The sequence below is a fragment of the Photorhabdus sp. S10-54 genome, from assembly GCF_963878145.1.
Classification (GTDB): domain Bacteria; phylum Pseudomonadota; class Gammaproteobacteria; order Enterobacterales; family Enterobacteriaceae; genus Photorhabdus; species Photorhabdus kayaii.
The window spans coordinates 59,588-85,261 of the sequence record NZ_CAWNXG010000019.1 but is presented as its reverse complement, the minus strand read 5'-3'; the positions used below and the strand labels follow the sequence as shown (position 1 = coordinate 85,261).

Genomic DNA, 25,674 nt, shown 5'->3' with positions numbered 1-25,674 from the left:
TTTCCAGTGCCTCTATTCAAAGACCTGGCCCGATGGTTAGACTTTTGTCATTAATCCGATGAGGCTATTAAGACCCTACATGATGTTTACTGACTTCATTTTCTAGCGCTTGATTCACGAAAGCATTAATCGTCACATCTTCTTCAAGTGCTAGTTCTGCAATTTTTCTATGCAATTCTGGATTAACTCTAACATTAAAAACCCCTTTATATGGCACATCAGGATTTTTATTTAATTCCTTGCAGTCTTGCAAATACAAATCAATTGAGATTTTAAATTCATTTTCCAATTCTGCAATTGTTTTTGCTTCATAAGTCACTAAATCGCGGATATATTCCAATTTACCAAAAAGGGTATTGTTTTCCAGGTCAAATTCAATTGTACCTAAATAACCTTTATATTTTAAATATTTCATATCAACCCCACTTCTTTTAAAGTCTGTTTCACAGCTTTTAGTGTACCACCTTTAATGTAATTTTCAGGATGAGGGCGGTGCATTAAAATTATGTGATTCAATGATTCATTGAAGAATCGTACCCTTGAACCTTGCTTTTCTTGTTTCTCATAGCCTAATAGGCTTAATAACACAACAAGTTCAGACCATTCAAAAGTTTTTTGGCTATTAAGAAACTTTTCTATCAGTTTCTCCGCTTTGCTCATGTACTTGTCCTTCTTCACAAGAATGTAACTAACGGTAGTTACAAATATCAAATAAGTCAAGTTCCTTGTGCAACAAAAAGGGGCGTTAGTGCCCTTCAGATTGCTGATGAATCCCACTTAAAAAGTGGGATTCTGTTGATATCCGATGGCTAGACCTTTGTTATCAATCTGAGATTCCCCAAGAAGGAAGCCTTAATTATCAAGGCAGTTGTACTCTATCAGGCTTACTTACGACGCCAGCTTGTCCCCTGCGGACCATCTTCCAGTTCAATACCCATCTCATTTAACTGATTACGAGCAGAATCTGCCAGCGCCCAATCTTTATTTTTACGGGCATCATTACGCTGCTTAATCAGTGCTTCAATTTTATCAATCTCTTCATCGTCAGCCTGAACACCACGGTGCAGGAATTGTTCCGGCTGTTGTTGCAACAAACCTAAGATACCCGCCAACTTGCGTAATTCAGCCGCTAAGCCATTCGCTGCACCCATATCTTCTGATTTCAGGCGGTTGATTTCACGTGCCATATCAAACAGTACCGAATAAGCCTCTGGCGTATTGAAATCATCATTCATTGCGTCAATGAAACGCGCCTCAAATACTTCGCCACCGGCCGGCTGTACAGAAGCATCTGTACCTCGCAGAGCTGTATAAAATCGTTCAAGTGCGGTACGAGCTTGCTTTAAGTTATCTTCTGTATAGTTAAGTTGACTGCGGTAATGGCCTGACAACAAGAAATAACGCACTGTCTCTGCATCGTAATATGCCAATACGTCACGGATAGTAAAGAAGTTGTTCAGCGATTTGGACATCTTCTCTTTATCTACCATCACCATCCCTGAATGCATCCAGTAATTCACATACGGACCATCATGGGCACAAGTAGATTGCGCAATTTCGTTTTCATGATGCGGAAACATCAGATCAGCGCCACCACCATGAATATCAAAATGATTACCTAGCTGTTTACTGTTCATGGCAGAACATTCAATATGCCAACCCGGACGGCCCGCTCCCCACGGCGATTCCCAACTTGGTTCCCCAGGCTTGGACATTTTCCACAATACGAAATCCATCGGGTTACGCTTAACATCAGCCACTTCCACTCGCGCCCCTGCTTGTAACTGGCTGAGATCTTGGCGGGAAAGCAATCCGTAATCCTGATCACTCTCGACGGAAAACATAACATCGCCATTATCTGCGACATAAGCATGATCACGTTTTATCAACGATTCAGTCAGCGCAATAATCTCCTGGATATGCCGGGTCGCACGAGGTTCCAGCTCAGGACGTAAGATATTCAGCGCATCAAAATCTTTATACATTTCTGCCAACATCCGGCCAGTCAGATCATCACAACTTTCACTGTTTTCTGCTGCCCGTTTGATGATTTTGTCATCAACATCAGTCACATTGCGGACATAAGTTAAATCGTATCCCAGATAGCGCAGATAACGAGCAACCACATCAAAAGAAACAAAGGTTCTGCCATGACCAATATGGCACAGGTCATAAATCGTGATACCACACACGTACATCCCTACTTTCCCTGGATGAATTGGTTTAAATTCTTCTTTCTGACGGCTGAGGGTATTGAAAATTTTTAGCATCGAGATTTTCCGTAAATTCACTGTACGTGTGTTAAAAATAACGAATTGATAATCCTGGATTTATGCCCTTATCTCATCAATAAATGCTCGATATGGCATAATCCAATAGGATATTGAAACCTGATATTAAGCGCTTTGCAAGGTTAGCGATCAATATAGTCTACTGAAACTAATAGGTACTGACTCATTATGGTAGATGTGATATAAAAGCCGCCTGGTCCAAATGCCCTAACCGGGTTAATCAAAACTATTATTAGGATTTCAATTATGGTGACTTTCCATACCAATTTTGGCGATATTGTAATTAATACTTTCGCTGATAAAGCTCCTGTAACTGTTGAGAATTTCTTGAACTACTGCCGCAATAGCTTCTACGATAATACTATTTTCCACCGTGTTATTAACGGTTTCATGATTCAGGGTGGTGGATTTGAACCTGGTATGAAACAAAAGCCGACTGATGCAGCTATCAAAAACGAAGCCAATAACGGTCTGAAAAATAACCGTGGTACTTTGGCAATGGCCCGTACTAACGATCCACACTCAGCAACTGCACAATTCTTCATTAACGTTGTTGATAATGATTTCCTGAACTTCCGATCTGAGCGCCCTGATGGCTGGGGTTACTGCGTCTTTGCCGAAGTGGTCGAAGGTATGGATGTTGTTGATAAAATCAAAAGCGTTTCTACCGGTCGCAGCGGTATGCACCAAGATGTACCACTCGAAGATGTTATCATCGAAAAAGTGACTATCAGCGAATAACTCACTGAATATGTGCACACTTTTTATTGCGGATTTACATCTCAGCGAACATGAACCGGCAATCACTGCCGGTTTTCTGCGTTTCTTGCGTGAGGATGCCATTCAGGCAGATAGCCTCTATATTCTCGGCGATCTGTTCGATTACTGGATCGGCGATGATGATAACAACCCTCTCCACCGTGAAATCGCTAGCGCACTAAAAACTGTGCAACAACAAGGTATTACCTGTTACTTTATTCATGGCAACCGTGACTTTCTACTCGGTTCGCGCTTTGCTAAAGAGAGTGGCATTATCTTGCTCCCACAGGAAAAAGTACTGGAACTGTACGGTAAACGAGTGCTTATTCTGCACGGCGATACCTTGTGTACTGATGACGAAAGTTATCAACGATATCGTAAGCGGGTTCATACCCCGTGGGTCCAACGTCTGTTTCTACTGCTACCTCTGTCTACCCGTCAAAAAATTGCCGTAAAAATGCGAGCAAACAGCCAATCGGTCAACAGCAGAAAATCCGAAGCTATTATGGATGTAAACCAGCAAGCTGTTATTGACACTTTTGAGCGGTATCAAGCTGACTGGATGATCCACGGACACACCCACCGCCCTTTTGTACATGAAGTTTCTCTGCATGATAAAACCGTCTACCGTGGTGTACTTGGCGCATGGCATCATCAGGGATCGATGTTCAAAGTAACGGATAAATCAATCGATCTTATCTCTTTCCCATTCTGATTAATCGGGAACACACCCGATATACAAGTGTCACAACAAAAGTATAAAGTAACGCAATCGTTTTCCTTAGCTTGTGAGCATGATATGATCCGCGGCCTTAAAGCGTTATTTTCATTCTGGTGGACGTTAAAACACAGGAGCATTTGATTTATGATTGCCCAACCTGATTTAGCAGGAATAACTCAACACAATGCCAAAATCGCCATTGTTATGGGTTCTAAAAGCGATTGGACGACTATGCAGCACGCGGCTGATATTCTCACTTCTCTTAATGTACCTTTCCACGTTGAAATTGTTTCTGCCCATCGTACGCCCGATAAACTCTTTAGTTTTGCCCAACAAGCGGAACAAAACGGTTTTGATGTCATTATCGCTGGCGCCGGTGGCGCCGCCCATTTACCCGGCATGCTGGCAGCTAAAACGCTGGTCCCGGTTCTCGGCGTCCCCGTACAAAGCGCCGCTCTTAATGGCGTAGACAGCCTCTACTCTATCGTACAGATGCCAAAAGGGATTCCTGTTGGTACGCTTGCGATTGGAAAAGCCGGCGCGGCAAACGCAGCCCTACTGGCCGCACAGATTCTGGCGCGTCATGATAAAGATTTACTGAAACGCCTTAGCCATTGGCGTGAAACACAAACTCAGGATGTACTCGATAATCCCGATCCGCGGGAGGAAGCATGAAGCCAGTTTGTGTATTAGGCAATGGTCAGCTCGGCCGCATGTTACGCCAAGCTGGTGAGCCTTTAGGTATCACGGTTTATCCTGTTGGCCTCGATGCAGAACCCGAAGCGGTTCCTTATCAGAATAGCGTTATTACCGCTGAAATTGAGCGCTGGCCGGAAACAGCGCTTACCCAAGAACTTGCCCGCCATAAGGCTTTCGCTAATCGAGATATCTTTCCCCGTCTGGCCGACCGTCTGCCGCAAAAACAGTTAATGGATAGCCTTGGTCTGGCAACTGCTCCGTGGCAATTACTCTCTGAGGCCAACCAATGGCCGCAATTATTCTCTGAACTCGGTAATTTCGTTATCGTTAAGCGCCGCATGGGTGGTTATGATGGCCGCGGGCAATGGCGTATTCGTCCCGGCGATGAAACAGCATTACCCGCCGATATTTATGGTGAATGTATTGCTGAACAAGCCATTCCTTTCTCCGGCGAAGTTTCACTGGTAGGTGCCCGCAATAAAAATGGCGATTGTGTGTTCTATCCCTTAACGCACAATTTGCATCAAGATGGCATTCTCCGTGCCAGTATTGTCTCTCCTCAAGAAAATGACCATTTACAGCATTATCATTTACAACAACAGGCCGAGAGTATATTGTCAGCTATTATGCACGAGTTGAAATATATCGGCGTGATGGCGATGGAATGTTTTATTGTCGGTGATAATTTACTGATCAACGAACTCGCACCACGCGTTCACAACAGCGGTCACTGGACTCAGAACGGTGCATCTATCAGCCAGTTTGAATTACATCTTCGCGCTATTCTGGATTTGCCCATGCCTCGGCCAACAGTGACTGCGCCGTCAGTTATGATCAATTTGATTGGCACAGATATCAATACCCAATGGCTCAACTTGCCATTGGTACATTTGCATTGGTATGAGAAAGAAGTCCGTCCTGCACGTAAAGTCGGTCATCTTAATCTTTCTCACTTTGATAAAAATGAATTAAAAGATACATTGCAGAAACTTGTTCCCATGCTGCCCCCTGAATATCAGAGTGGCCTTGAATGGGCTCAGGAAAAATTAATTAGCTAACGTCTAACACTAGAATTGTTTGTTTATTGATCTTGTTGTCTTGATTCGTGTCCACAATAGTCCTACAGAAAGGATACATAGTAAGAGACAGAGAGGCACATATGAATACGGCTATATTGAAAGTTCGTGTTTCTGAAGAACTGAAAAATGCGGTGGCACAAGCCGCCCGGGATAATAGTTTGGATATGTCTAGTTTTGTCCGTCTGGTATTAACTAGAGCAACAAAAAAACACCATGTTCCTAATGCTACAACGCAGGCAGCGATCCATGAACTGGAACGTGGTGGTACAAGTGTAGATACCATAGATGAATTTTGGGACAAAATTTTCCAATAAAATATGCTCAGAATTCACTATCTTGAACAAAACTCAAGTTAACTATTTATCATGAAACATATGATAAATGGACATCAAAATAATCAGACGTTTGTCATCCAATGGCCTGAAATTAAATGTGGAAGCGGAAGTAAAGTAACTTACCGCTTCACACCTCAACTCATTCCAACCTATTTATATTTCTTCAATTATCATATTGATCTACTAGCATTAATCGATCTAGATATAGTATCTACAATTGTTCTCGTTGTTTGATCTATTTCATAATTAAGCAAATCACCAACTTTAATATTACCAAAATTAGTGGCCCTTAACGTTTCTGGAATTAAATTTAATGCTATGGTTTTGTCTTCTTCATTTATACCATTTATTGTCAAGCTACAACCATGTAACCCAATAAAACCTTTATGAAAAAAGTATCTTATATTATCTCCAGGAATATTAATCACTAATCGATAAGTTTCACCAGTTTTAATAAAATCAACGACTTCTGCCACACCTTCAATATGCCCATATAAGCTATGACCGCCATTTTCTTTATTCATTTGATGTGATCTTTCAATATTAACTTCATCCCCTACATTTAAAATCTTTAATGTGGTCACATCAGCCGTAAAATCTGATATATCAAAATAAACGATATCATTTTTAAATTGCGTGACAGTCAGGCATGTACCATTAATCGCAACACTAGCCCCCACAGGAACATCATCAAAGAAATGGTTATTATTACTGACGGTCAATGTACTAAATCCCTCTCTTTTCTCAAGAGATAATACGTTTTCTTTTCCTTGCACAATTCCAGTATACATAATCACCCTCTTTTATTCATATTTAAGTAGAAACACCCTTGTTACATTAAGATAATTTATGGTTTATACGAATATGTCTAATAAAAATTCATTAGCTCTATTAACCATATTTTACTACCTCATATTTTACAAAATATCTTTTATATACTTGATTTAAATCAAAATTTTAATAACACATTTAAAAGCCAATAAACTACTTTACCCTATTGTTTTTAATTATATCAAGCTTTTTGTGGAATGGATGATTTTTTACTATTAAATTGATAATTATCAAACATGAGTAAAAATAGAGTCGAAAATTATTTTTCTAACTTATGGAAACACTTTACCTTGAATATTTATCATTTGATTAAAAGCATATCATAATAAAACCACCAGCCAAAGAACTATAATTTACAACATTTCATTTACAATCTCTTTTTTATTAAACACAAATCAAACCAGTTATCATTTTAAACATTTATTATGTTTCTATTCCATGAAAAATACTTTAATCTATGTTTTAAAATCAAAGCAATAATTATTTAAATTCACAAATTATTTTGATGATAAAAAAACAGACCTAATTTATTATTTTTATTTCTCATGGCTATTTCTCATTAAAAACTCAGATTAATTAATGGAAATAAATTATAGATTTAAGTTAACTAAAATATAATTACAAAAATATTTTCACAAAACCATTAATTAATAATATTTTCCCCAATTCTCAACACCAAATTGAATAAACAACCTATCGCTAATTAAATAATCAATATATTACTAACACTGAGAAATGACTAAGGTTAGAATAATCTTATTTTTCTATACTATTCAACATTCATCAACAAAACCAAATATCCCTTTGACAAAACCTCTCCATTAGATCAATGTTATTACCATTAATTAGTCTGACAACATACGAAAAGGGAAACCCTCGTGTTATTTACCTGGAAAGCCCACGATACTAAAAACCGCCTACAGTTTTTTTCCGCCTTATGGTCCTCGTTTCCATCTTCTTGCGCTATTTATCAAACAACAGCTTGGTATTGGATCAACACCAGATTAAAGAAAAGCGGATTACCTGCAATACTATTATTGCTACCGGCAATCAATCAAGCTCAGGCCAGTCATTTTGTTAATTTTCAATCGATTGATACCAGCCTTTATATGCAATTTGAAAATCGAGTCGATCCCCAAAAAACCATTTCACCGATTTTAGAGGCTTTCGGCGACTACAGTGTCGGCGATATGTACGTCTATAGTATTTGGCAAAATTCACTGCAAGGTGATTACCAAGGTGATAAAAGCACCTACTATTATAAATTTGTCCCCAGAGTGAGCTTGAGTAAAGTCACTGGTAATGACATCTCTTTTGGGCCGGTAAAAGATATTCTGTTCGCTCAATGGATTGCCAAAACTAAGGGGATAGATTACGACTATTTCCCCGGTATCAGTATTGACTGGCAAGCTAGCTGGATTAGCTGGCTACGTACAATTTTTTATTTTGAGAATAATGCCAAAGGAAGCTGGAATGATCAGCGAATTCATATCGATTACGGCATTCCCTTCAATAATAGCTTAGGGGATTTCCGGGTTGTCGGGACTTTTGACTATACCTTAGGTTTACATGGGCAATCTGAAACTATCGATTTCAAACCAGAGTTACATTACGATTTGGGAAAGATCCTTGGTCATCAACCCGGTCATTTATGGACTGGCATTGTTCTGAACCCCATAAAAAATAAATACAAAATAAGAGATACCCCTTATTATCGAACGGATCAATTTAACTATGGGATCTTTATTCGATATAGTTTTTTCTGATATCGGAATAAAATATCAGAAATTTTCTGATGGCCTTTATCCTGATGGAGTCAAAATGCCCATTCAACATGACCAGTTCGGACGTACTTATCAGTGGCTCCTACTGATACTTTTGGGTTTGATTTACTTTCTGGTCACCGCAACCACATTTACTTCGCTAGGCGTTGTATTACCTAGCATGATCAAGGAATTACACTGGAGTTGGACGGATGCCGGTCTGGGGTTCACCTTACTTGGCCTATCATGTGGGCTGTCCAGTTACCTTCCAGCGATGTTTATTCGTCGTACAGGCGTCCGCGCCACTTTGATGATTGGTACGCTCACCTTTATCACCAGTTTTTACATCCTCTATAACACCCACAGTATCGCGGCCTATTTTACCGGTACAACACTATTAGGGATCGGCTTTAGTCTTATGGCGACTGTTCCCGGCACTTATGTCATTAGCCGACTTTTTAAAAAACAGTCGTTGGCTTTTGGTATCTATTTCACCATCGGTGGATTAGGGGGCGTGGTCGGTCCGTGGATCTATTTCCTGGCAACAGTATTTTGGGAAAACTGGCGTATGCACTGGGCAATTTCCGGGATATCACTCACCTTGATCAGCTTATTAACCATTTTATTTATGCGCGAAGGTAAAAAGGAAAACGCCCACGCTGAAAGAATTAGCAAAAATCAACAAGACCAGCTCCCCTCCAATATCTATCGCACCAAGGAAATATGGAATGTCCGGCAAGCACTGCACACCTGGCAATTTTATGCCATTGCAGCCGCTTATACTGCTTTTTTACTGTGTGGGATAACCGTTAATAGTTTTGCGGTCGCCCATATTACTGAAAACGGATTCAGCGAATCTGTTGCTGCTTCCTCACTCAGTATTTTGGCTTTTATCAACGCATTCTCACGATTTGCAGGAGGCGCGGTTGGTGAATGGTTCGATCCCAAAAAAATGCTTATCGGCAGTCTGTCGATAATTATCTGTGGTCTTATCGCACTCAGTGCCGCCACCTCATGGACATTTTTAATCCTGTTCACGTTGTGTATTGGCATCGGTTATGGCATGACTTTTCTGGCATCCAGTATATTGCTGTTCAATTATTTTGGGCGCACGCCTTATCTGGAACTGTTCTCGGTGATGAATCTGATCTCCACTATCGCCTGTATCGCCCCTTTTCTGGTGGGCGCAATTAAGGATTATTCAGGTAGTTTTACACCGGCATTTCTCATTATCGCCATACCGGTACTAACTATTTTGATTGTCACATTCATGATGCAACCACCTTCACAAATCGTGAAGAAATGTTCTGATGACAACACATTACTTAACTGAATTTAACAATAAAATGAACCTATACCCGTCATCTTTCAAGTTGCCTCTTTGTTGGCTGCACTCGCTCACCCCGGTCACATCGTTACCTATGCTCCCGGGGATTCACTCCCTTGCCGTCGCGATGCATCTTGAAATCCATAGGGTATATAAGATATTCCTTACCACAGACAAACAAGGAATTAATCATGGCAAAGAAAGAATTCGGTGTATTTCTACCCATAGCGAAAGGTGGATGGATTATTTCCAAAAATACACCACCACTCGATGCTTCTTATCAGCAAAACCGTGAAGCGGCTATTCTGGCTGATCAAATTGGTTTGGATTTCATTATGTCAATGAGCAAATGGCATGGCTTTGGTGGTGAAACGGAACATTGGGGCTGTTCTCTGGAATCCGTTACCATGATGGCAGGTATTGCTGAAGTGACTCATCATGCCCGGCTTATCGCAACCATGCATGCCGGGCTGCATAATCCCGCCGTGGCAGCCAAAATGATTGCGACACTGGATCAAATTAGTCATGGACGCGCCGGGCTGAATATTGTCTCTGGCTCCTTCAAAGACGAATTTGAACAAATGGGGGAATGGGATAACAATTTAGATCACGATCAACGTTACGCAATGACCGAAGAGTGGACCCAATTGATCAAACGGCTTTGGAGTGAGAAGCAGGTTAATCATCAGGGAGATTACTTTAATTTCAAGAATTGTGTTTCTGAACCTAAACCTGTTTCCGTTCCGCGCCCTTATTTGGTCTGTGCCGGTCAATCAGAATGTGGGTTACGTTTTAGTGTGCGTAACACCGATGTGTGTTTCATCGGTGGTAAAGATGAAGAAGAAACGCGACAAATTAGTCTGATGGCTAAACGTCTTGCAGTCGAATACGGTACAACTACCAAAACCTTTTGTATGTGTACGATTATTTGCGCTGAAACAGATGAAGAAGCTGAAACGCTGGCTGAATTCTATCGTGATGGCCTGGATATAGACGCAGTTAAAAACATGATGCACAGTTTTGGCGTCGATATTGGCGGAAAAAGCAATGCGATGGTTGAAAGATCCCAAAATGCTTTTATGACCCACACAGCTATCGGCAACCCGGAAACATGTTGTAAACAATTGTCAGATTTACTCCGTGAATGCGAACTGGACGGGGTTATGTTGATCTTCCCTGATTATGTTAAGGGGTTAACCACTTTCGGCGAGAAAATATTGCCACAACTTAGAGTCGAATTTACCTAAACAACGATAATAGGACAATAAGCCAGGGAATGGGTTCATCACATCTCGACGAGCGATTACCCATTCCCTGAATGTCTGCAAATATCGCCCTTTTATCCCTGAACCCGCCGGTATAATCCCGTACCCCGTAACAACCGAAGCCCTAACCAACTCCCACACAATGAAAGTAACAAGCTGCTGATTATTGGTAATAACAGCCACATCTGCCATTCTGGTTGCCACGGAAAATCAAATACCTTGGTCTGCAATAACCAAAGCGCAACTTCAGCGCCAAGTGCCGCAGTAAAACCCGCCATTAATCCAAGCAAAGCAAATTCACTCCACAGCGTACGACGCAGTAACTGTTTACTGGCTCCCAAGGTGCGGTAAACCACTAGTTCAAGTTGCCGTTGATGCATCCCTACCTGAACCTGTGCCAATAGCAATAATGCGCCACAAACCATGACCAACCCAACCATGACCTCTAATGCCTTACTTACCTGCTGCAAAATACCCTGAATTTGCTTAATCATCACGCCGGTATCAAGTAGGCTCAAGGTTGGAAACTGACGATTAAGATCCGTCAGAAGGCGACCCTCTCCCTCATAATGGAAACTGGTCAACCAGGTTTGCTGCTGATTCTCTAATGCTTGTTTCGGGAAAATAAACAAGAAATTTGGCCGCAAACTTTCCCAATCTACCAGTCGAATACTGCTAACTATGGCACTGAATTGCTGCGTATCACCACTAAATGTTAGCTTATCGCCGATTTTGATTGCCAAACGCTCAGCAAGCCCCTGCTCAATGGAGACCTCATCCGCCTTTGGCGGCCAGTAACCTGCAACCAAGGTATTAAACGGGGGTAACTCCTCTTTCCATGTCAGGTTCAATTCCCGCTGCACCGTGTTGCTATCCGATTCTTTGGCCTCTGCCCACGCGATGGCTGACTGACCATTAATTTCCGTCAAGCGAGCCAATACCACTGGATAGAATGCCGTAGGTTTAACCTGATACTGAGCCAGCAAATGTTCTACTTGTGGAATTTGCTGTCCAGTCATATTAATCAGAAAATAGTTTGGACTGTCCGGTGGCAATTGGTGCTGCCAACGGTCAAGCAAGTCTCCTCGGACCACCAGCAACAAAGCAAATAACATAAATGATAAAGAGAAAGCCGCCAATTGAGCTACTGTTTGAAACGGCTGCCGCAGTAGTCGATTAACCGCCAGACGAAAACTGAGTTGGCGGAGTTTCAAATGACGTAATAACCACAATCCTCCCCAACCAAACACGGCTAGTAATAGCGCAACCATCATCATGCCTGCAAGTAACGCCCATAACATGGGCTTGGCGCCAACTAACAGACTCAACCCACTAATGACCACCAATACCGCCAACGGCAAGTAATAACGCAACGGCCAGATAGGCGCAATAATATCATCACGCAGCACCCGTGATGGTTGGGTTGCCATTAACTGCTTGTACGGACGTATTCCTACCAGTAAGGCGATAACAGATAACGCGCCTAACGCCCATATCCACGGCCAGAATCCGGCTTGCGGCAACATCTTCGGTAACATGGGTGCCAAAATCTGTACGAGCAGATATTCAAACATCAATCCCAAAAGCGTCCCCACCAGCGCCGCCGCAATCAATATCACCAGCCATTGACCAATCACCCATTTACGCAACGCCCAACGCCCCGCCCCCAGTGTTTTAAGCACAGCCATCAAATCATGGCGGCTACGGCAATAGTGAGTCATTGATACTGCTACCGCGGCGACAGCGAGTAATAACGTTAGCAAAGCCGATAACAACAAGAATTGCTGTGCCCTTTCAATAGATTTTGCGAGCGCTCCACTATCTTGTTTCAAGGTATACCAGCGCTGATCAGCTTTAAGTTGGGGATCAATGAGCTGCTGATACTGATAAACCGCTTCTTTATCACCCGAAAACATATAACGATAAGTCAGACGGCTACCCGGCTGAATCACCCCGGTAGATTGCGCATCATCAAGATTGATCAAAATCCTTGGTGCAATCTGAAAGGGATTGAAACCACTGTCTGGTTCCTGAATTAATTCTCCGCTCACCTTAAGCGTGGTATCACCCACATCGAGATTATCGCCAACTTTGATTTTCAATAGTTCAAGCAAACGAGGCACGACCAGCACCGTGCCTTTTTCCGCTTTCAAACCCGGTGGATGGGTTTCCAGTTCACCATATAACGGGTAATGACTGTCTGCGGCTTTTACATTCGCAAGTTGAGGAATGTCCCCGGCATAAGTCATTGTGGTGAAAGAGAGCTGGCGACTTAATTTTAATCCCAGTTTTTTCGCCTGCTGTAACCATTCTTCATCTACCGGATAAGCAGCACGCAAGACTAAATCACCCGCCAGAAAATCCCGACTCTGGTAATGAACACTTTGATCAATGCGATCACCGATCCTGCCCAAAGCCAGTACACAAGCTACCGCCAAGGTAAGAGATAACCAGACAATCAATAAAGAAGGTGTGCGCCACTCGCGCCAAAACCAACGCCAAATCATCTTTCTTCCCTCAATTTTCCATCAACCAACCGCAAGCAACGTTGACAACGGGCCGCAAGCTGGCTGTCATGAGTGACCAAAATTAATGTTGTGGCATAATCACGATTCAGAGAAAACAGTAAATCAACAATACGATCACCGGTTTGCCGATCCAGATTACCTGTTGGCTCATCAGCAAACAGAATTTTGGGTTGGCTGCTGAATGCCCGTGCCAATGCCACCCTCTGTTGTTCACCGCCAGAAAGTTGTGCCGGCATATGTTTCAAACGCTTCCCCAATCCCAGTTGTTCAAGCAATTCAGCCGCCTGTTTCCTACTACTATTTTCAGACTCACCACGTAATAAAGCAGGAAGCTGGACGTTCTCTAATGCGTTTAACGTCGGAATTAACATAAATGACTGAAAGACAAAACCAACACTTTCAGCCCGGAGTTGCGCCCGCTGCTCCTCATTCATCTGGCTTAAATTATGCCCTAGCAGCCGAACCTCACCGTCACTGCCATCATCTAACCCAGCAATAATGCCAAGCAATGTGGATTTACCCGAACCCGATTCTCCCACCAAAGCGATAGTCTGTGCCGACTCGACAACCAACTCAACTCCCTGCAATATAGTGATCTTATGTTCTCCCTGACCAACGTGCTTACTGAGATGCTGAACTTCAAGAATATTCCCCGTTACCATTTACTTTTCCTTTTACTGATGGTGCTATTTAGCGCCAGAGCGACTGCGGCTGATACCCTTCTGATTCTCGGTGATAGCCTTAGTGCCGGTTACCATTTGCCTATTGAACAGTCATGGCCTGCTTTAATGGAAAAAAAATGGCAGAAATCTGGCAATAAAATCACGGTCATCAACGGCAGCATCAGCGGTAATACCGCCGCTCAGGGCCTTGAGCGGCTACCTGAATTACTTAAACAACATAAACCTCGTTGGGTACTGATAGAACTGGGTGCCAACGATGGACTACGCGGTTTTCCCCCACAACAAACAGAACAAGATCTGCAACAGATCATTACTTTAGTGAAACAAGCCAATATTCAGCCTTTATTGATGCAGATCCGTCTGCCACCAAATTATGGGCGCCGTTATACCGAATCTTTTGCCAAGATTTACCCCAAACTGGCAGAACACAATCAAATCCCTCTGCTCCCGTTTTATATGGAACAAGTCGCTATTAAACCGGAGTGGGTGCAACAAGACGGATTACATCCCAATCTGGCAGCTCAACCATTTATCGCCGACTGGATGTCTGACACACTATCAGCACATCTTAATTATTCTTGAATAGTAAACTATTAGTTTCAACAAATTGATGTCTATAAACAGGTTAAAGTTATGCAAAAGTCAGTTCTTATCACAGGCTGTTCCAGTGGAATTGGTCTGGTGGCGGCCAAAACACTACACCAGCGGGGCTATCGAGTTTTAGCAGCTTGCCGGAAACCCGCAGATTTACAGCATATGCGCGAGTTAGGACTGGAACCTATCGAATTGGATCTTGATGACAAAATGAGTGTTGAACGCGCCGCAGCAGAGGTCATCAGGCTAACCAATGGCCGTCTTTACGGACTGTTTAATAATGGCGGCTTTGGTATTTATGGCCCGCTCAATACTATCAGTCGTGAACAACTGGAACGGCAATTCTCCACCAATCTATTTGGTACACATCAACTTACCTGCTTATTACTTCCAGCAATGCAACTTCATGGTGAAGGCCGTATTATCCAAACCAGTTCAGTTATGGGACTGATTTCAACCCCAGGCCGCGGTGCTTACTCTGCCAGTAAATATGCCTTGGAAGCATGGTCAGATGCGTTAAGAATGGAATTAGCCGGAACAGGAATTAAAGCTTGTCTAATTGTCCCTGGCCCGATAAAAACACGTTTTACAGAAAACGTGAATCAAACGCAAAGCGATAAGCCGGTCAGAAACCCCAAGATCGCCCGCCATTTTACCCTAACCCCCGAAGCTGTTGTGCGCAAACTGATTCATGCTTTGGAAAGTCCTAACCCTAAATTACGTTATCCAGTGACTTGGATAACCCACGCAGTTACTATTATGCGCCGGATTTTGCCAGGAAGAGTAATGGATAAAATACTGAGTAAACAGAGTGGTACAACTTGAAAGTTAATAAAATAACCTCAATCTATTTAATCATACCCTGCAATAATCAAATTTAAGAGACTAATTATATGTTACCAACCTCTACTGGAATTAATGTTAACGAAAGCAACCTACATCAAACCGTTGAACAGTCTATGACTGTGCCTGTTTTATTTTATTTTTGGTCTGAACGTAGCTCACATTGCCAAGAATTAGGCGTAACACTGGATAAACTGGCAGCCGAATACGCAAATCAATTCATATTGGCAAAAGTAGATTGTGATAAAGAGCAAATGGTCGCTGCACAGTTTGGCTTACGCGCCATTCCTACAGTTTATATTATGCAACAAGGTCAACCCGTAGACGGTTTTCAAGGGCCACAACCTGAAAACGTGATTAGAGAGATGCTTGCTCGTATATTACCGAAACCGGAAGAGTTGAAAGCCGCCCAAGCTGAGGAACTTATCGCCGAAGGAAAACATCAGGAAGCACTACCGTTATTGAAAGAAGCCTGGCAATTAGCGCCCAAAAACAGTGCAATTGCACTTATGTTGACCAAAGTGCAAATTATGCTCAATAATATAGAAGAAGCCCAGGAAATTCTGAGTCTTATTCCATTACAGGATCAAGACACTCATTATCACAGTTTACTGGCTCAAATTGAGTTACAAAAGCAAGCGGCGGATACACCAGAGATCCAACAATTGCAGCAAGAATTCGCCATTCAACCGGAAAATGCAGAGCTGGCTGTTAAGCTCGCGCTGAAACTGCACGAAGTCAGCCGTAATGATGAAGCTCTGGAATTATTACTCAGCTTCCTGAAAAAGGACCTTTCTGCTGCCAACGGCGCGGTACGGAAAACAATGATGGATATTATGTCTGCAATGGGGACCGGTAATACCTTAGCTTCGAAATACCGTCGCCAGGTTTACTCGCTGCTTTACTGATTTATTTAATTGTAAGGAATTGCTATGGATTTATTCGCTTTTGGTGCCGTACCCATTCTGATATTTATTGCGGTGGTTATTGTCTTTACTTGCGTAAAAACAGTGCCACAAGGCTATCAATGGACGGTAGAACGTTTCGGCCGTTATACCCGAACTTTATTACCGGGTTTGCATATTATCGTCCCTTTTATCGATCGCATTGGCCGTAAAATTAACATGATGGAACAAGTGTTGGATATTCCTTCACAGGAAGTGATTTCCCGCGATAACGCCAATGTTACTATTGATGCAGTCTGCTTTATTCAGGTTGTCGATCCTGTTCGGGCTGCTTATGAAGTCAGCAACCTTGAACTATCCATTATCAATCTGACGATGACCAACTTCCGTACCGTTTTGGGTTCAATGGAATTGGATGAAATGCTGTCGCAGCGTGATTCTATCAACAGTCGTCTATTACATATTGTTGATGAAGCCACTAACCCGTGGGGAGTGAAAATTACCCGTATTGAAATCCGTGATGTGCGTCCACCAAAAGAGTTGATCTCTGCCATGAACGCCCAGATGAAAGCAGAACGTACAAAACGTGCTGATATTCTGGAAGCAGAAGGTATCCGTCAGGCGGCTATTCTGAAAGCAGAAGGAGAAAAACAGTCTCAAATTCTGAAAGCAGAAGGGGAACGTCAATCGGCATTTCTCCAGGCAGAAGCACGTGAACGTGCCGCCGAAGCGGAAGCTCGCGCAACTAAAATGGTGTCCGATGCAATTGCTGACGGTAATATGCAGGCAATTAACTACTTTGTTGCCCAGAAATATACGGATGCACTGACCAGTATTGGCGCTTCCAGTAACAGCAAAGTCATTATGATGCCTCTGGAAGCGAGCAATCTAATGGGTGCGATTGGCGGTATTACTGAACTGATTGGCGAAAGCAAAAAAGGTAAATAACCATGATTGCACAGATTGCGGCGCAAACCCCTTGGCTCTGGTTCTCTTTTGGCGGCTTACTGTTAATTGCAGAGCTTCTGGGAACTGGCGGCTATCTGTTATGGACGGGTATAGCCGCTATCGTTGTTGCGTTTGTCACCTGGTTGCTACCAGGAATAGATTGGGAATGGCAAGGCATTTTGTTTGCCACTCTGACGCTGCTTTCTGCAATGCTATGGCGCTATTGGTTACGTCGCCGCCCATCAAAAGGCGGCGATACCCTGAACCAGAAAGACCACCAGCTCATCGGTATCCGAGCCAAACTGACTACAGATACTGAAAATGGTTACAGCCGGGTCAAACTGGCGGATGGAAGCTGGCGAGTTCACTGTGATAGTGAACTACCAGCCCATACCGAAGTAGAAGTGATCGCTGTTGATGGCATTACCCTGAAAGTAAAACCGGTCAGTTCTCAGTGATGAGAGCAACAACCCGATAAATGATCTATGATGGGGCATGCAGCCCCGTCATCTCCAGGGCACTCTTCCGCCAAAGATAACAATTTACTTCTTATTTTCTGCAACTCTTCAATCGCCTTTTCTATTTCAGCCACTTTATGCAATGTTGCTGCTTTTACATCAGCACTGTGTCGATTGGGATTGCGGAATAACACTAAAAATTCACGGCATTCATCAAGCGTAAAACCTACCTGTTTTGCCTGACGCAACAGCGTGAGTTCATCAATATGTTTCTGCTGATAATAACGGTAGCCGTTATCCCCCCTTTCCGGCGGTGTAATCAGATCTTTTTCTTCATAAAACCGGATCGCTTTGCTGGTAAGACCGGTTTTTTGGGCAATCTCACTAATGTTCATTTTTTCCCCTTGACCTTACCCTTGAGGGAAGGTTTAACCTTCGCAATAAGTCAGAAATTCACTTGAACTGTGTAGATATCATCAATTATCACACAGGTGTGAAGAATAATTACATCACTATGTGTTAGGAGTTTTTTTATGTCACACACAACCATTTTAACCTTGCAGGGACTCTCCTGTATGCACTGTGTTAACAGTGTGAAAAAGGCACTAGCAAATCATGCAGATGTGGAACAAGCGGATATTACGATCGATTATGCCAAAATCATCGGTAAAGCCTCTGCTGAATCATTAATCGAAACAATTCAAGCAGCCGGTTACGATGCGATAATCGCCAGTCAACCCGATGTTGAACTGGCTCTCTCTGGCCTGAGTTGCATGCATTGTGCCGGTACGACTCGTAAAGCGTTGGAAGCCGTAGATGGCGTTATCGCCGCAGAGGTGAATACTGAAACAGCTAAAGTTTACGGTAAAGCCGATGTCGCTACCCTGATTGCCGCTGTTGAGCAGGCAGGTTATCAAGCAAAACTCGCTTCTGGTCAAAACTCCCCAAAATCTGAGCCGCTGACATTACCTGCTTCAAACAGACCGGAACCTTTGGCAGCGGCAACCTCCTCCCTTCCGGTCGAAAAAACTGACGTATCCGTTGTGAGTGATAGCGATGAGAGCATCCAGTTGCTGTTGGATGGCATGACTTGCGCTAGCTGTGTGAATAAAGTTCAGAAAGCATTACAAAGCGTTGATGGCGTGGAAAATGCCAGAGTGAATCTTGCTGAACGCAGCGCTTTAATTACCGGTAGTGCCTCACCAGAAGCACTGATTAAAGCAGTAGAAAAAGCCGGGTATGGCGCAGAACTGATTCAGGATGAAGCTGAGCGGCGTGAACGACAGCAACAAGTTTCTGACGCTAATATGCGCCGTTTTCGTTGGCAGTCAGCATTAGCCTTAGTCGTCGGTATTCCTGTGATGGTATGGGGCATGATGGGCGATAATATGATGCTCACACCTGAAAACCATCATATCTGGCTGACTATCGGCGTTATCACGCTTGCCGTGATGATTTTTGCCGGTGGTCACTTCTATCGCAATGCGTGGCAAAGCCTGAAAAACGGCAGTGCGACAATGGACACCTTAGTGGCATTGGGAACTGGCGCAGCCTGGCTTTACTCCATCAGTGTCAACCTATGGCCAGATAGTTTTCCACCACAAGCCCGTCATCTCTATTATGAAGCCAGCGCGATGATTATCGGTCTGATAAACCTGGGGCATGCTCTGGAACAACGTGCCCGTCAGCGTTCTTCAAAAGCACTGGAGCGCTTGCTAGATCTGACACCACCGACTGCCCATGTGGTGACAGGAGATGGCGAAAAAGAGATGCGATTGACTGACGTCAAACCCGGCATGACGTTACGTCTGACAACCGGTGATCGTGTTCCCGTTGATGGTGAAATCATTCAAGGTGAGGTTTGGATAGATGAGGCAATGCTCACCGGTGAGCCGATTCCACAGCAAAAAACCAAAGGCGATAACATTCATGCCGGTACGACGGTGCAAGACGGTACAGTACTGTTTACTGCCGCCGCGGTTGGCAGTCAGACAACATTAGCACGAATTATTAAACTGGTCCGTCAGGCACAAAGTAGTAAGCCAGAAATTGGTCAGTTAGCAGATAAAATTTCCTCCGTGTTTGTTCCCGTTGTGGTCGCCATTGCCCTGATTGCCGGTGTTATTTGGTATTTCGTTGGGCCAGCACCACAGATTATGTATTCATTGGTCATTATTACCACTGTGTTGATTATTGCCTGCCCCTGTGCCCTTGGGCTGGCGACCCCGATGTCAATTATCTCTGGTGTCGGCCGAGCAGCAGAATTCGGGGTACTGGTTCGGGATGCCGATGCACTGCAACAAGCGAGCACATTGGATACCATTGTTTTCGATAAAACCGGTACGCTGACGGAAGGTATGCCTCAATTGACTGATATACATACCTTTAATGGGTACAGTGAACAAGAGGTATTGCGTTGGGCGGGTGCACTGGAAAAAGGCTCTAACCATCCATTAGCCAAAGCCATTCTTGCTAAAGCCGAAGGGCTGGAATTACCGCAAGTTGGACAATTCCATACGCTGGCTGGGCAGGGTATCAGCGGTGAAGTGAATGGCACAACCTTGTTGCTAGGTAATCAAGCATGGCTAGAACAAAAGCAGATTGATACGCAAGACTTAAAACCGCTGATTGTTCAACAGGCAGAACAAGGCATCACACCGGTTCTTCTGGCAGCAGGAGGTAAAGTAGCGGCAGTGCTGTCAATTCGTGACCCACTGCGTGAAGATACCATGACTGCATTGCAACGATTACATCACCAAGGCTACCGTTTAGTGATGCTGACCGGTGATAATCCGGTGACTGCCAATGCGATTGCAAAAGAAGCGGGTATTGATCAAGTGATTGCGGGTGTATTGCCTGATGGCAAAGCTGAGGCGATTCAGAAATTGCAAGCAGCAGGTCACAAAGTTGCTATGGTGGGGGATGGCATTAACGATGCCCCTGCCCTAGCGCAGGCTGATGTGGGCATTGCAATGGGAGGCGGTAGTGATATCGCCATTGAAACCGCCGCAATAACACTAATGCGTCATAGTCTACACGGTGTGGCTGATGCGGTTGAGCTATCCAAAGGCACTCTGCGCAATATGAAACAAAATTTACTAGGCGCGTTTATCTATAACACATTAGGTATTCCCATTGCCGCTGGTCTGCTCTATCCCTTTACCGGAACCCTGTTAGATCCGGTAGTCGCAGGTGCGGCAATGGCGCTGTCTTCAATTACGGTGGTGAGTAATGCTAATCGATTACTGAGGTTTAAGTCTAAAACCACGAAAATGAGTTAGCTTTAGCGATATTGGGGTAAATTGTAAAAATTTGTCATCCCTGTACTCTTTACACTTTTACCCCATCATCCATCGCCAATTCGTGGACAAATTACTTCAGTTATAACCACTTATGCCGGCTGGCTGCGATCAACGCAGCCCAACTATCGGGCGGATTTCCTCTTCCTAGCATCTTCTCGAAGACCGAATAGGGATCGGACTTACTACCTTCCGAACGCAAGGTCTCCTCATCGTTGACCCAAGCATACACAATGATCCTAGCCCTAGAATCATAACGGAAGAACAAGCGGAACCTTCGACCAATCTTAGCTCGTCGCCAGTGGCGATAGGCTTCTCCTAAGGTGTTACCTTGCCGATACTCGTCCCGAGAAGGATCACTTGGTACCACATCCAGAATCAATTTGCTCAACGCCCGAAACAGCTTGACACTAGAGTTGCTCTCGAACCCGTGTGGGCCACTCTTCTCGGCCCTTTTTACTGCATCATGCAGCTTCTGAAGCTGTTGTATCACACATGAGTGATATAGCAGTGTCCATCCATGTCTTTGCATCAAATCACAACATCTCCGTCAATATTTTCACTCAGATCGATAGCGTGACCAACATTGTATTGCATAGCCTCTTCCAATTCTTTAGGTAAACCACTCACATGATGCCCAACCTGAATATCCTCAGACAATAGATCAAGGAATGCCCCAATGACAGGATCTTCATGCTCAATTCCTACACAGGTCACGACTATCTCACCATTACACAACTCAAAGGCCAACTTACTACCTGTACCAATACCTAATGCCTGACGGATAGACTTAGGTATCGTTATCTGACCTTTGGAAGTCAATGTTGCAAGTTCATAGATAGATGTCATAACAAATCTCCAATTATCACTTTCATCAAAATGTAAGGAATAATCCTTACATCGTCAAGATAATCTAGTTTAGGTTTATTTCACTTTAACGGTGAACACCAATCTACTGACTCTCTATACCAAAAGACTGTGATAGTTGCTAAAAGGCTAGCAAGGTAAATGGAAGGAGCAAAAAAATCTCCTTGTATACTGATAGTAGTAAAGAAACATTCAATGGAAATAAATAAAGATACAGCGGAAGTACAGCTATAATATTGATAGTCACCTTAAAAATATAAATGCTAAACCGGAACACAAATGGGACGACTGATTAAACACCTTACCAATATATTGGGAATAAAGTCTTCCCACCGTTATCCCTATCCCGCTCACGATATTATACTGGCAGGTGATAGACATTTGCACCTGGTAGGCAGTATTCACATGGGTACGAAAAATATGTTCCCACTTTCGGAAATATTGATAGAACAACTTAATCTATCCGATACATTAATCGTGGAAGCAGATATTATTCAGGCAGACTCCCCATTTCATGATGAATTTCAATCATATCACCGCATCGAACAACGTTTATCTTCTGAGATGTACCAGAATTTTCAAGACTGCTGCAATGAAATCCAACAGCAGGAAGAATTCCTCAATTTATTACCCTCATGGCAAATCGCTTTAATTTTACAAGCAGGACAAGCACAAAACCTTGGATTGCATCCCCACTACGGTATCGATTATCAGCTACTGAATGCAGCCAAAGCGCAAGGGAAAACGGTTATTGAACTAGAAGGTACTGAATCACAAATTAATTTACTTAATCAAATTCCCAATAACGGCCTGCCACTACTGGAAGATACATTAACCCATTGGCACGCAAATGCCCGCGCTTTACAAACAATGATCAGTTGGTGGATGGACTATCAACCTGAACAGCAAAAACATGTTTTACCAACAACTTTCAGTAAAGAGATATACCAACTATTGATGACTGAACGTAATAAACGATGGAATAAGCGTTTACGGAAATTACCTACCGGTCGATATCTTGTCGCTGTTGGTGCTTTGCATCTGTACGGTGAAGGGAATTTGCCTCAGATGCTGGCAGAAGAACAGGATTAAAAAAAGGCCAATAATACAGTAGTATTGGCCAATCAAAGAGGAATAACCTGTCACTCTCGTTATTCTTATTGTTCGGGATATTACCTGTTTGTACACAAGCAACAGAGCCATAGTTAGAATATCAATTCCATCCTTATATTTCATCCATTATCCTTAATTACAAAATTATTCTATGTAATGAAATTATGACACCTGCGATCATTCTATTAGAAAAACAGAAAGTTAGCTTTACTTTTCATACCTATGAACACGATACAAATGAGCATAACTTTGGTGATGAAGCAGTGAGGAAATTAAGACTCAATGCCAGACAGGTATTTAAAACTTTGCTGGTTGCACTTAATGGTGAAGCTAAAAATTTGGTGGTAGCCGTCACCCCCGTTTCAAGTGAACTGGATTTAAAAAAGGTCGCCAAAGTTTTTAAAGTCAAAAAAGCAGAAATGGCTGATCCCCAAATCGCCCAGAAAGTGACAGGGTATCTCGTCGGCGGGATCAGTCCGCTAGGACAGAAAAAATACTTGCCAACAGTTATTGATAACCAAGCGCAACAGTTCCCAACTATATTTGTCTCAGGTGGTAAACGAGGGTTAGATATTGAATTGGCGTCGTCTGATCTCTGTAGATTACTGAGAGGTAATTTCGCTGATATTGCAAAAACTTAAATTATTACCCCAAAAGGGCGGCCAAAATTGCCGCCCTTTCGATTTACCATTCTGTCAGGGATTATTGATAAATAATCTCACCCTTTGGCTCATAATCAGCCGCTTTCAGTGGTGAATGCTTCTCGATATAGTCTTTCAAAACTTCTGCATCAACAAAACCGGTGTTGACATAGGTTGGATAATTATCAACACGTGGATAGCCATCACCACCAATAGCATTAAAGTCAAGCATTGCCATGCGGTAAGTTTTATTCGGCTCTAGTGGCTTTCCACCGATTTTTACCTCTTTAATACCTTTACCATCAGCAATCAGGCTAACATTCACAAACTGTGCATAAGCACCAGAGTCAACTTTCATATTAGCAATCGCCGCCAGATATTGTTTGACTTCATCGCCTTTCATATCAACGTAAACCAATGTGTTGGCAAATGGATGCACTTTCAACACATCTTTATAAGTGATATCACCTGATTCAATCGAATCGCGAATACCACCACCACTCATAATCGCAAAATCAGCACCCGCGCGTTCCATCATGGCAGAAAGCGCAACATGGGCCATATTAGTCTGAACAAAACGAACTTTGCTTCGATCCCCTTCCAATTTACCCTCAATAGAACCCACTTTTACACCAAGTTGTTTATCACCTTTATCTTGATAAGGCATCAGCAACTTTAACATATCCGGGTTTTGTGCAATTTCATGAGTGTAGTAAGCACGTTCAGTAGAACCATCTTCCTTCTGCACTTTCTTTTTGAGGTTAATAGGGATCAACTGATAGTGAGTCAGCTTTAATTCACCATTACGGAACTGGAAGTCAGCACGACCAACATATTTACCCCACTCATGAGCCTGAACAATCCAGGTACCGTTCTGACGATCCGGCGAACATGGGGTTCCTGGCACATAATCGATCTGCTTATAATTTTTATTTTCCGCAGACATACAGACCGGATCTTGTGAGTGACCACCGACAATCATATCCAGATAGCCCGCAGGCAAGCTGCGAGCCATTTCAACATCACCCGGCGCATTAGAACCATGATTACCGTTGTCATAGTGCCCCATATGGGTTGCTGCAATAATCACATCTGGCTTTTCATCTCTTTTTAGTTCTTCAACAACCATTTTGGCTTCTGTCGCAGGAACACGAAATTCAACATCAGGAAAATTAGCTGGGTTACCGATTTTCGCCGTATCATCAGTCGTCAGGCCAATAACCGCAATTTTCACACCCTGTTTATCGAAAATAGTATAAGGTTTAAACAAACGTTTGCCGGTGCTTGTTTGGTAAATATTGGCAGCCAGAAATGGAAAAGTTGCCCATTTTTCCTGTTGACGCAGTATTGACAGAGGATTATCAAACTCATGGTTACCCAACGCCATTGCATCATAGCCCACCAAGTTCATGCCTTTAAAATCAGGTTCGGCATTTTGCAGATCAGATTCTGGTACACCGGTATTAATATCCCCGCCGGAAAGTAGTAACACACTACCACCTTTTTTCACGACCTCCTGACGGATTTCATCAACTACCGTTTTTTGAGCAGCTAAACCATACTCACCATAATCGTTATGCCAAAAATGACCATGATGGTCATTGGTGTGCAAAATGGTAATGTTATAGGTTTTATCCTTCTCCCATGCATTTGCGATTGCTGGAAGTAGTGCTATAGATACAACCAAAGCACAAGCTGAGGTCTTGAACGAGAATTTCATGGTAT

The 25,674-nt window shown here is 43.1% G+C and carries 26 protein-coding genes; 16 read left to right on the top strand and 10 right to left on the bottom strand.

Annotation, left to right across the window (positions count from 1 at the left end):
- Nucleotides 1-67: 67 nt before the first annotated feature.
- The 3 genes from AACQ83_RS12555 to cysS all read right to left on the bottom strand — a co-directional run bounded on the left by AACQ83_RS12555 (nt 68) and on the right by cysS (nt 2,270).
- On the bottom strand, nt 68-415 hold the full coding sequence (locus AACQ83_RS12555) for a type II toxin-antitoxin system HicB family antitoxin (RefSeq protein ID WP_112877987.1): 348 nt from the start codon (nt 413-415) through the stop codon (nt 68-70).
- Nucleotides 412-660, bottom strand: a complete 249-nt coding sequence (locus AACQ83_RS12550; RefSeq protein WP_112877997.1) for a type II toxin-antitoxin system HicA family toxin — start codon at nt 658-660, stop codon at nt 412-414. The genes AACQ83_RS12555 and AACQ83_RS12550 overlap by 4 nt, the downstream gene beginning before the upstream one ends.
- A gap of 224 nt (nt 661-884) precedes the next feature.
- A complete protein-coding gene (cysS, locus tag AACQ83_RS12545; protein ID WP_112877986.1) occupies nt 885-2,270 on the bottom strand; it encodes a cysteine--tRNA ligase in 1,386 nt (461 codons plus the stop codon).
- 267 nt (nt 2,271-2,537) lie between these two features.
- On the opposite strand from cysS, the gene ppiB reads away from it, so the two are divergent.
- From ppiB to AACQ83_RS12520, 5 genes are all read left to right on the top strand, one after another.
- Nucleotides 2,538-3,032 (top strand): peptidylprolyl isomerase B, encoded by a 495-nt coding sequence (gene ppiB / locus AACQ83_RS12540; protein WP_112877985.1) that lies wholly within the window; start codon nt 2,538-2,540, stop codon nt 3,030-3,032.
- A 10-nt stretch (nt 3,033-3,042) separates the two neighbouring features.
- Complete coding sequence (gene lpxH, locus AACQ83_RS12535; RefSeq protein WP_112877984.1) at nt 3,043-3,765, top strand: UDP-2,3-diacylglucosamine diphosphatase; 723 nt, start codon at nt 3,043-3,045, stop codon at nt 3,763-3,765.
- Nucleotides 3,766-3,915: 150 nt separating this feature from the next.
- Nucleotides 3,916-4,446 carry a 5-(carboxyamino)imidazole ribonucleotide mutase gene (gene purE / locus AACQ83_RS12530; RefSeq protein WP_112877983.1) on the top strand — a complete coding sequence of 177 codons (531 nt, stop codon included), beginning with the start codon at nt 3,916-3,918 and terminating at the stop codon, nt 4,444-4,446.
- Complete coding sequence (gene purK / locus AACQ83_RS12525) at nt 4,443-5,528, top strand: 5-(carboxyamino)imidazole ribonucleotide synthase (RefSeq protein ID WP_112877982.1); 1,086 nt, start codon at nt 4,443-4,445, stop codon at nt 5,526-5,528. Before purE ends, purK begins: the two co-directional genes overlap by 4 nt.
- A gap of 101 nt (nt 5,529-5,629) precedes the next feature.
- Nucleotides 5,630-5,863 (top strand): hypothetical protein, encoded by a 234-nt coding sequence (locus tag AACQ83_RS12520; RefSeq protein ID WP_112877981.1) that lies wholly within the window; start codon nt 5,630-5,632, stop codon nt 5,861-5,863.
- A 191-nt stretch (nt 5,864-6,054) separates the two neighbouring features.
- Here the strand turns inward: AACQ83_RS12520 and AACQ83_RS12515 are convergent, their stop codons facing one another.
- Nucleotides 6,055-6,675 (bottom strand): riboflavin synthase subunit alpha, encoded by a 621-nt coding sequence (locus AACQ83_RS12515; RefSeq protein ID WP_112877980.1) that lies wholly within the window; start codon nt 6,673-6,675, stop codon nt 6,055-6,057.
- Nucleotides 6,676-7,593: 918 nt separating this feature from the next.
- On the opposite strand from AACQ83_RS12515, the gene AACQ83_RS12510 reads away from it, so the two are divergent.
- The 3 genes from AACQ83_RS12510 (at nt 7,594) to AACQ83_RS12500 (ending at nt 11,052) form a co-directional block, all read left to right on the top strand.
- Nucleotides 7,594-8,481, top strand: coding sequence for an outer membrane protein OmpK (locus AACQ83_RS12510; protein WP_192881018.1), 888 nt, complete (start codon nt 7,594-7,596; stop codon nt 8,479-8,481).
- A 55-nt stretch (nt 8,482-8,536) separates the two neighbouring features.
- Entirely contained in the window at nt 8,537-9,811 is a 1,275-nt protein-coding gene (locus AACQ83_RS12505) for an MFS transporter (RefSeq protein ID WP_112877995.1), read from the top strand.
- A gap of 185 nt (nt 9,812-9,996) precedes the next feature.
- On the top strand, nt 9,997-11,052 hold the full coding sequence (locus tag AACQ83_RS12500) for an LLM class flavin-dependent oxidoreductase (protein WP_112877979.1): 1,056 nt from the start codon (nt 9,997-9,999) through the stop codon (nt 11,050-11,052).
- A 92-nt stretch (nt 11,053-11,144) separates the two neighbouring features.
- Here AACQ83_RS12500 and ybbP read toward each other — a convergent pair whose 3' ends face one another.
- Entirely contained in the window at nt 11,145-13,577 is a 2,433-nt protein-coding gene (ybbP, locus tag AACQ83_RS12495) for a putative ABC transporter permease subunit YbbP (RefSeq protein WP_112877978.1), read from the bottom strand.
- Nucleotides 13,574-14,260 carry a putative ABC transporter ATP-binding protein YbbA gene (gene ybbA / locus AACQ83_RS12490; protein ID WP_112877977.1) on the bottom strand — a complete coding sequence of 229 codons (687 nt, stop codon included), beginning with the start codon at nt 14,258-14,260 and terminating at the stop codon, nt 13,574-13,576. Before ybbA ends, ybbP begins: the two co-directional genes overlap by 4 nt.
- On the opposite strand from ybbA, the gene tesA reads away from it, so the two are divergent.
- From tesA to AACQ83_RS12465, 5 genes are all read left to right on the top strand, one after another.
- On the top strand, nt 14,231-14,863 hold the full coding sequence (gene tesA, locus AACQ83_RS12485) for a multifunctional acyl-CoA thioesterase I/protease I/lysophospholipase L1 (protein ID WP_192881020.1): 633 nt from the start codon (nt 14,231-14,233) through the stop codon (nt 14,861-14,863). The genes ybbA and tesA overlap by 30 nt on opposite strands.
- A 51-nt stretch (nt 14,864-14,914) precedes the next feature.
- Nucleotides 14,915-15,700 (top strand): SDR family oxidoreductase, encoded by a 786-nt coding sequence (locus AACQ83_RS12480; protein ID WP_112877975.1) that lies wholly within the window; start codon nt 14,915-14,917, stop codon nt 15,698-15,700.
- A 68-nt stretch (nt 15,701-15,768) separates the two neighbouring features.
- Nucleotides 15,769-16,626, top strand: a complete 858-nt coding sequence (locus AACQ83_RS12475; RefSeq protein ID WP_112877974.1) for a co-chaperone YbbN — start codon at nt 15,769-15,771, stop codon at nt 16,624-16,626.
- Between the two features lie 24 nt (nt 16,627-16,650).
- Nucleotides 16,651-17,571: an SPFH domain-containing protein gene (locus AACQ83_RS12470; RefSeq protein WP_112877973.1), complete on the top strand. Its 921-nt coding sequence runs from the start codon at nt 16,651-16,653 to the stop codon at nt 17,569-17,571.
- 2 nt (nt 17,572-17,573) lie between these two features.
- Nucleotides 17,574-18,029: an NfeD family protein gene (locus AACQ83_RS12465; protein WP_112877972.1), complete on the top strand. Its 456-nt coding sequence runs from the start codon at nt 17,574-17,576 to the stop codon at nt 18,027-18,029.
- Here AACQ83_RS12465 and cueR read toward each other — a convergent pair.
- Entirely contained in the window at nt 18,023-18,424 is a 402-nt protein-coding gene (gene cueR, locus AACQ83_RS12460; protein WP_112877971.1) for a Cu(I)-responsive transcriptional regulator, read from the bottom strand. The genes AACQ83_RS12465 and cueR overlap by 7 nt on opposite strands.
- 138 nt (nt 18,425-18,562) lie before the next feature.
- Here cueR and copA point away from each other — a divergent pair, with 138 nt between their 5' ends.
- Entirely contained in the window at nt 18,563-21,310 is a 2,748-nt protein-coding gene (gene copA / locus AACQ83_RS12455) for a copper-exporting P-type ATPase CopA (RefSeq protein WP_112877970.1), read from the top strand.
- A 100-nt stretch (nt 21,311-21,410) separates the two neighbouring features.
- Here copA and AACQ83_RS12450 read toward each other — a convergent pair whose 3' ends face one another.
- Together AACQ83_RS12450 and AACQ83_RS12445 are read right to left on the bottom strand one after the other, a co-directional pair.
- Nucleotides 21,411-21,860, bottom strand: coding sequence for a type II toxin-antitoxin system YhaV family toxin (locus AACQ83_RS12450; protein WP_112877969.1), 450 nt, complete (start codon nt 21,858-21,860; stop codon nt 21,411-21,413).
- Nucleotides 21,860-22,177, bottom strand: a complete 318-nt coding sequence (locus AACQ83_RS12445; RefSeq protein WP_112877968.1) for a type II toxin-antitoxin system PrlF family antitoxin — start codon at nt 22,175-22,177, stop codon at nt 21,860-21,862. The genes AACQ83_RS12450 and AACQ83_RS12445 overlap by 1 nt, the downstream gene beginning before the upstream one ends.
- A gap of 297 nt (nt 22,178-22,474) precedes the next feature.
- Here AACQ83_RS12445 and AACQ83_RS12440 point away from each other — a divergent pair, with 297 nt between their 5' ends.
- A complete protein-coding gene (locus tag AACQ83_RS12440) occupies nt 22,475-23,287 on the top strand; it encodes a TraB/GumN family protein (protein ID WP_112877967.1) in 813 nt (270 codons plus the stop codon).
- Nucleotides 23,288-23,472: 185 nt separating this feature from the next.
- Nucleotides 23,473-23,949 carry a Cys-tRNA(Pro)/Cys-tRNA(Cys) deacylase YbaK gene (gene ybaK / locus AACQ83_RS12435; protein WP_112877966.1) on the top strand — a complete coding sequence of 159 codons (477 nt, stop codon included), beginning with the start codon at nt 23,473-23,475 and terminating at the stop codon, nt 23,947-23,949.
- 61 nt (nt 23,950-24,010) lie between these two features.
- Here the strand turns inward: ybaK and ushA are convergent, their stop codons facing one another.
- Nucleotides 24,011-25,669, bottom strand: coding sequence for a bifunctional UDP-sugar hydrolase/5'-nucleotidase UshA (ushA, locus tag AACQ83_RS12430; RefSeq protein ID WP_112877965.1), 1,659 nt, complete (start codon nt 25,667-25,669; stop codon nt 24,011-24,013).
- Between the last annotated feature and the right edge of the window lie 5 nt (nt 25,670-25,674).

Excerpts from the sequence above, each read along its gene's own strand:
- AACQ83_RS12555 (WP_112877987.1), bottom strand. The coding sequence starts at position 415 with ATGAAATATTTAAAATATAAAGGTTATTTAGGTACAATTGAATTTGAC.
- AACQ83_RS12550 (WP_112877997.1), bottom strand. The coding sequence starts at position 660 with ATGAGCAAAGCGGAGAAACTGATAGAAAAGTTTCTTAATAGCCAAAAA.
- cysS (WP_112877986.1), bottom strand. The coding sequence starts at position 2,270 with ATGCTAAAAATTTTCAATACCCTCAGCCGTCAGAAAGAAGAATTTAAA.
- ppiB (WP_112877985.1), top strand. The coding sequence starts at position 2,538 with ATGGTGACTTTCCATACCAATTTTGGCGATATTGTAATTAATACTTTC.
- lpxH (WP_112877984.1), top strand. The coding sequence starts at position 3,043 with ATGTGCACACTTTTTATTGCGGATTTACATCTCAGCGAACATGAACCG.
- purE (WP_112877983.1), top strand. The coding sequence starts at position 3,916 with ATGATTGCCCAACCTGATTTAGCAGGAATAACTCAACACAATGCCAAA.
- purK (WP_112877982.1), top strand. The coding sequence starts at position 4,443 with ATGAAGCCAGTTTGTGTATTAGGCAATGGTCAGCTCGGCCGCATGTTA.
- AACQ83_RS12520 (WP_112877981.1), top strand. The coding sequence starts at position 5,630 with ATGAATACGGCTATATTGAAAGTTCGTGTTTCTGAAGAACTGAAAAAT.
- AACQ83_RS12515 (WP_112877980.1), bottom strand. The coding sequence starts at position 6,675 with ATGTATACTGGAATTGTGCAAGGAAAAGAAAACGTATTATCTCTTGAG.
- AACQ83_RS12505 (WP_112877995.1), top strand. The coding sequence starts at position 8,537 with ATGCCCATTCAACATGACCAGTTCGGACGTACTTATCAGTGGCTCCTA.
- AACQ83_RS12500 (WP_112877979.1), top strand. The coding sequence starts at position 9,997 with ATGGCAAAGAAAGAATTCGGTGTATTTCTACCCATAGCGAAAGGTGGA.
- ybbP (WP_112877978.1), bottom strand. The coding sequence starts at position 13,577 with ATGATTTGGCGTTGGTTTTGGCGCGAGTGGCGCACACCTTCTTTATTG.
- ybbA (WP_112877977.1), bottom strand. The coding sequence starts at position 14,260 with ATGGTAACGGGGAATATTCTTGAAGTTCAGCATCTCAGTAAGCACGTT.
- AACQ83_RS12480 (WP_112877975.1), top strand. The coding sequence starts at position 14,915 with ATGCAAAAGTCAGTTCTTATCACAGGCTGTTCCAGTGGAATTGGTCTG.
- AACQ83_RS12475 (WP_112877974.1), top strand. The coding sequence starts at position 15,769 with ATGTTACCAACCTCTACTGGAATTAATGTTAACGAAAGCAACCTACAT.
- AACQ83_RS12470 (WP_112877973.1), top strand. The coding sequence starts at position 16,651 with ATGGATTTATTCGCTTTTGGTGCCGTACCCATTCTGATATTTATTGCG.
- AACQ83_RS12465 (WP_112877972.1), top strand. The coding sequence starts at position 17,574 with ATGATTGCACAGATTGCGGCGCAAACCCCTTGGCTCTGGTTCTCTTTT.
- cueR (WP_112877971.1), bottom strand. The coding sequence starts at position 18,424 with ATGAACATTAGTGAGATTGCCCAAAAAACCGGTCTTACCAGCAAAGCG.
- copA (WP_112877970.1), top strand. The coding sequence starts at position 18,563 with ATGTCACACACAACCATTTTAACCTTGCAGGGACTCTCCTGTATGCAC.
- AACQ83_RS12450 (WP_112877969.1), bottom strand. The coding sequence starts at position 21,860 with ATGCAAAGACATGGATGGACACTGCTATATCACTCATGTGTGATACAA.
- AACQ83_RS12445 (WP_112877968.1), bottom strand. The coding sequence starts at position 22,177 with ATGACATCTATCTATGAACTTGCAACATTGACTTCCAAAGGTCAGATA.
- AACQ83_RS12440 (WP_112877967.1), top strand. The coding sequence starts at position 22,475 with ATGGGACGACTGATTAAACACCTTACCAATATATTGGGAATAAAGTCT.
- ybaK (WP_112877966.1), top strand. The coding sequence starts at position 23,473 with ATGACACCTGCGATCATTCTATTAGAAAAACAGAAAGTTAGCTTTACT.
- ushA (WP_112877965.1), bottom strand. The coding sequence starts at position 25,669 with ATGAAATTCTCGTTCAAGACCTCAGCTTGTGCTTTGGTTGTATCTATA.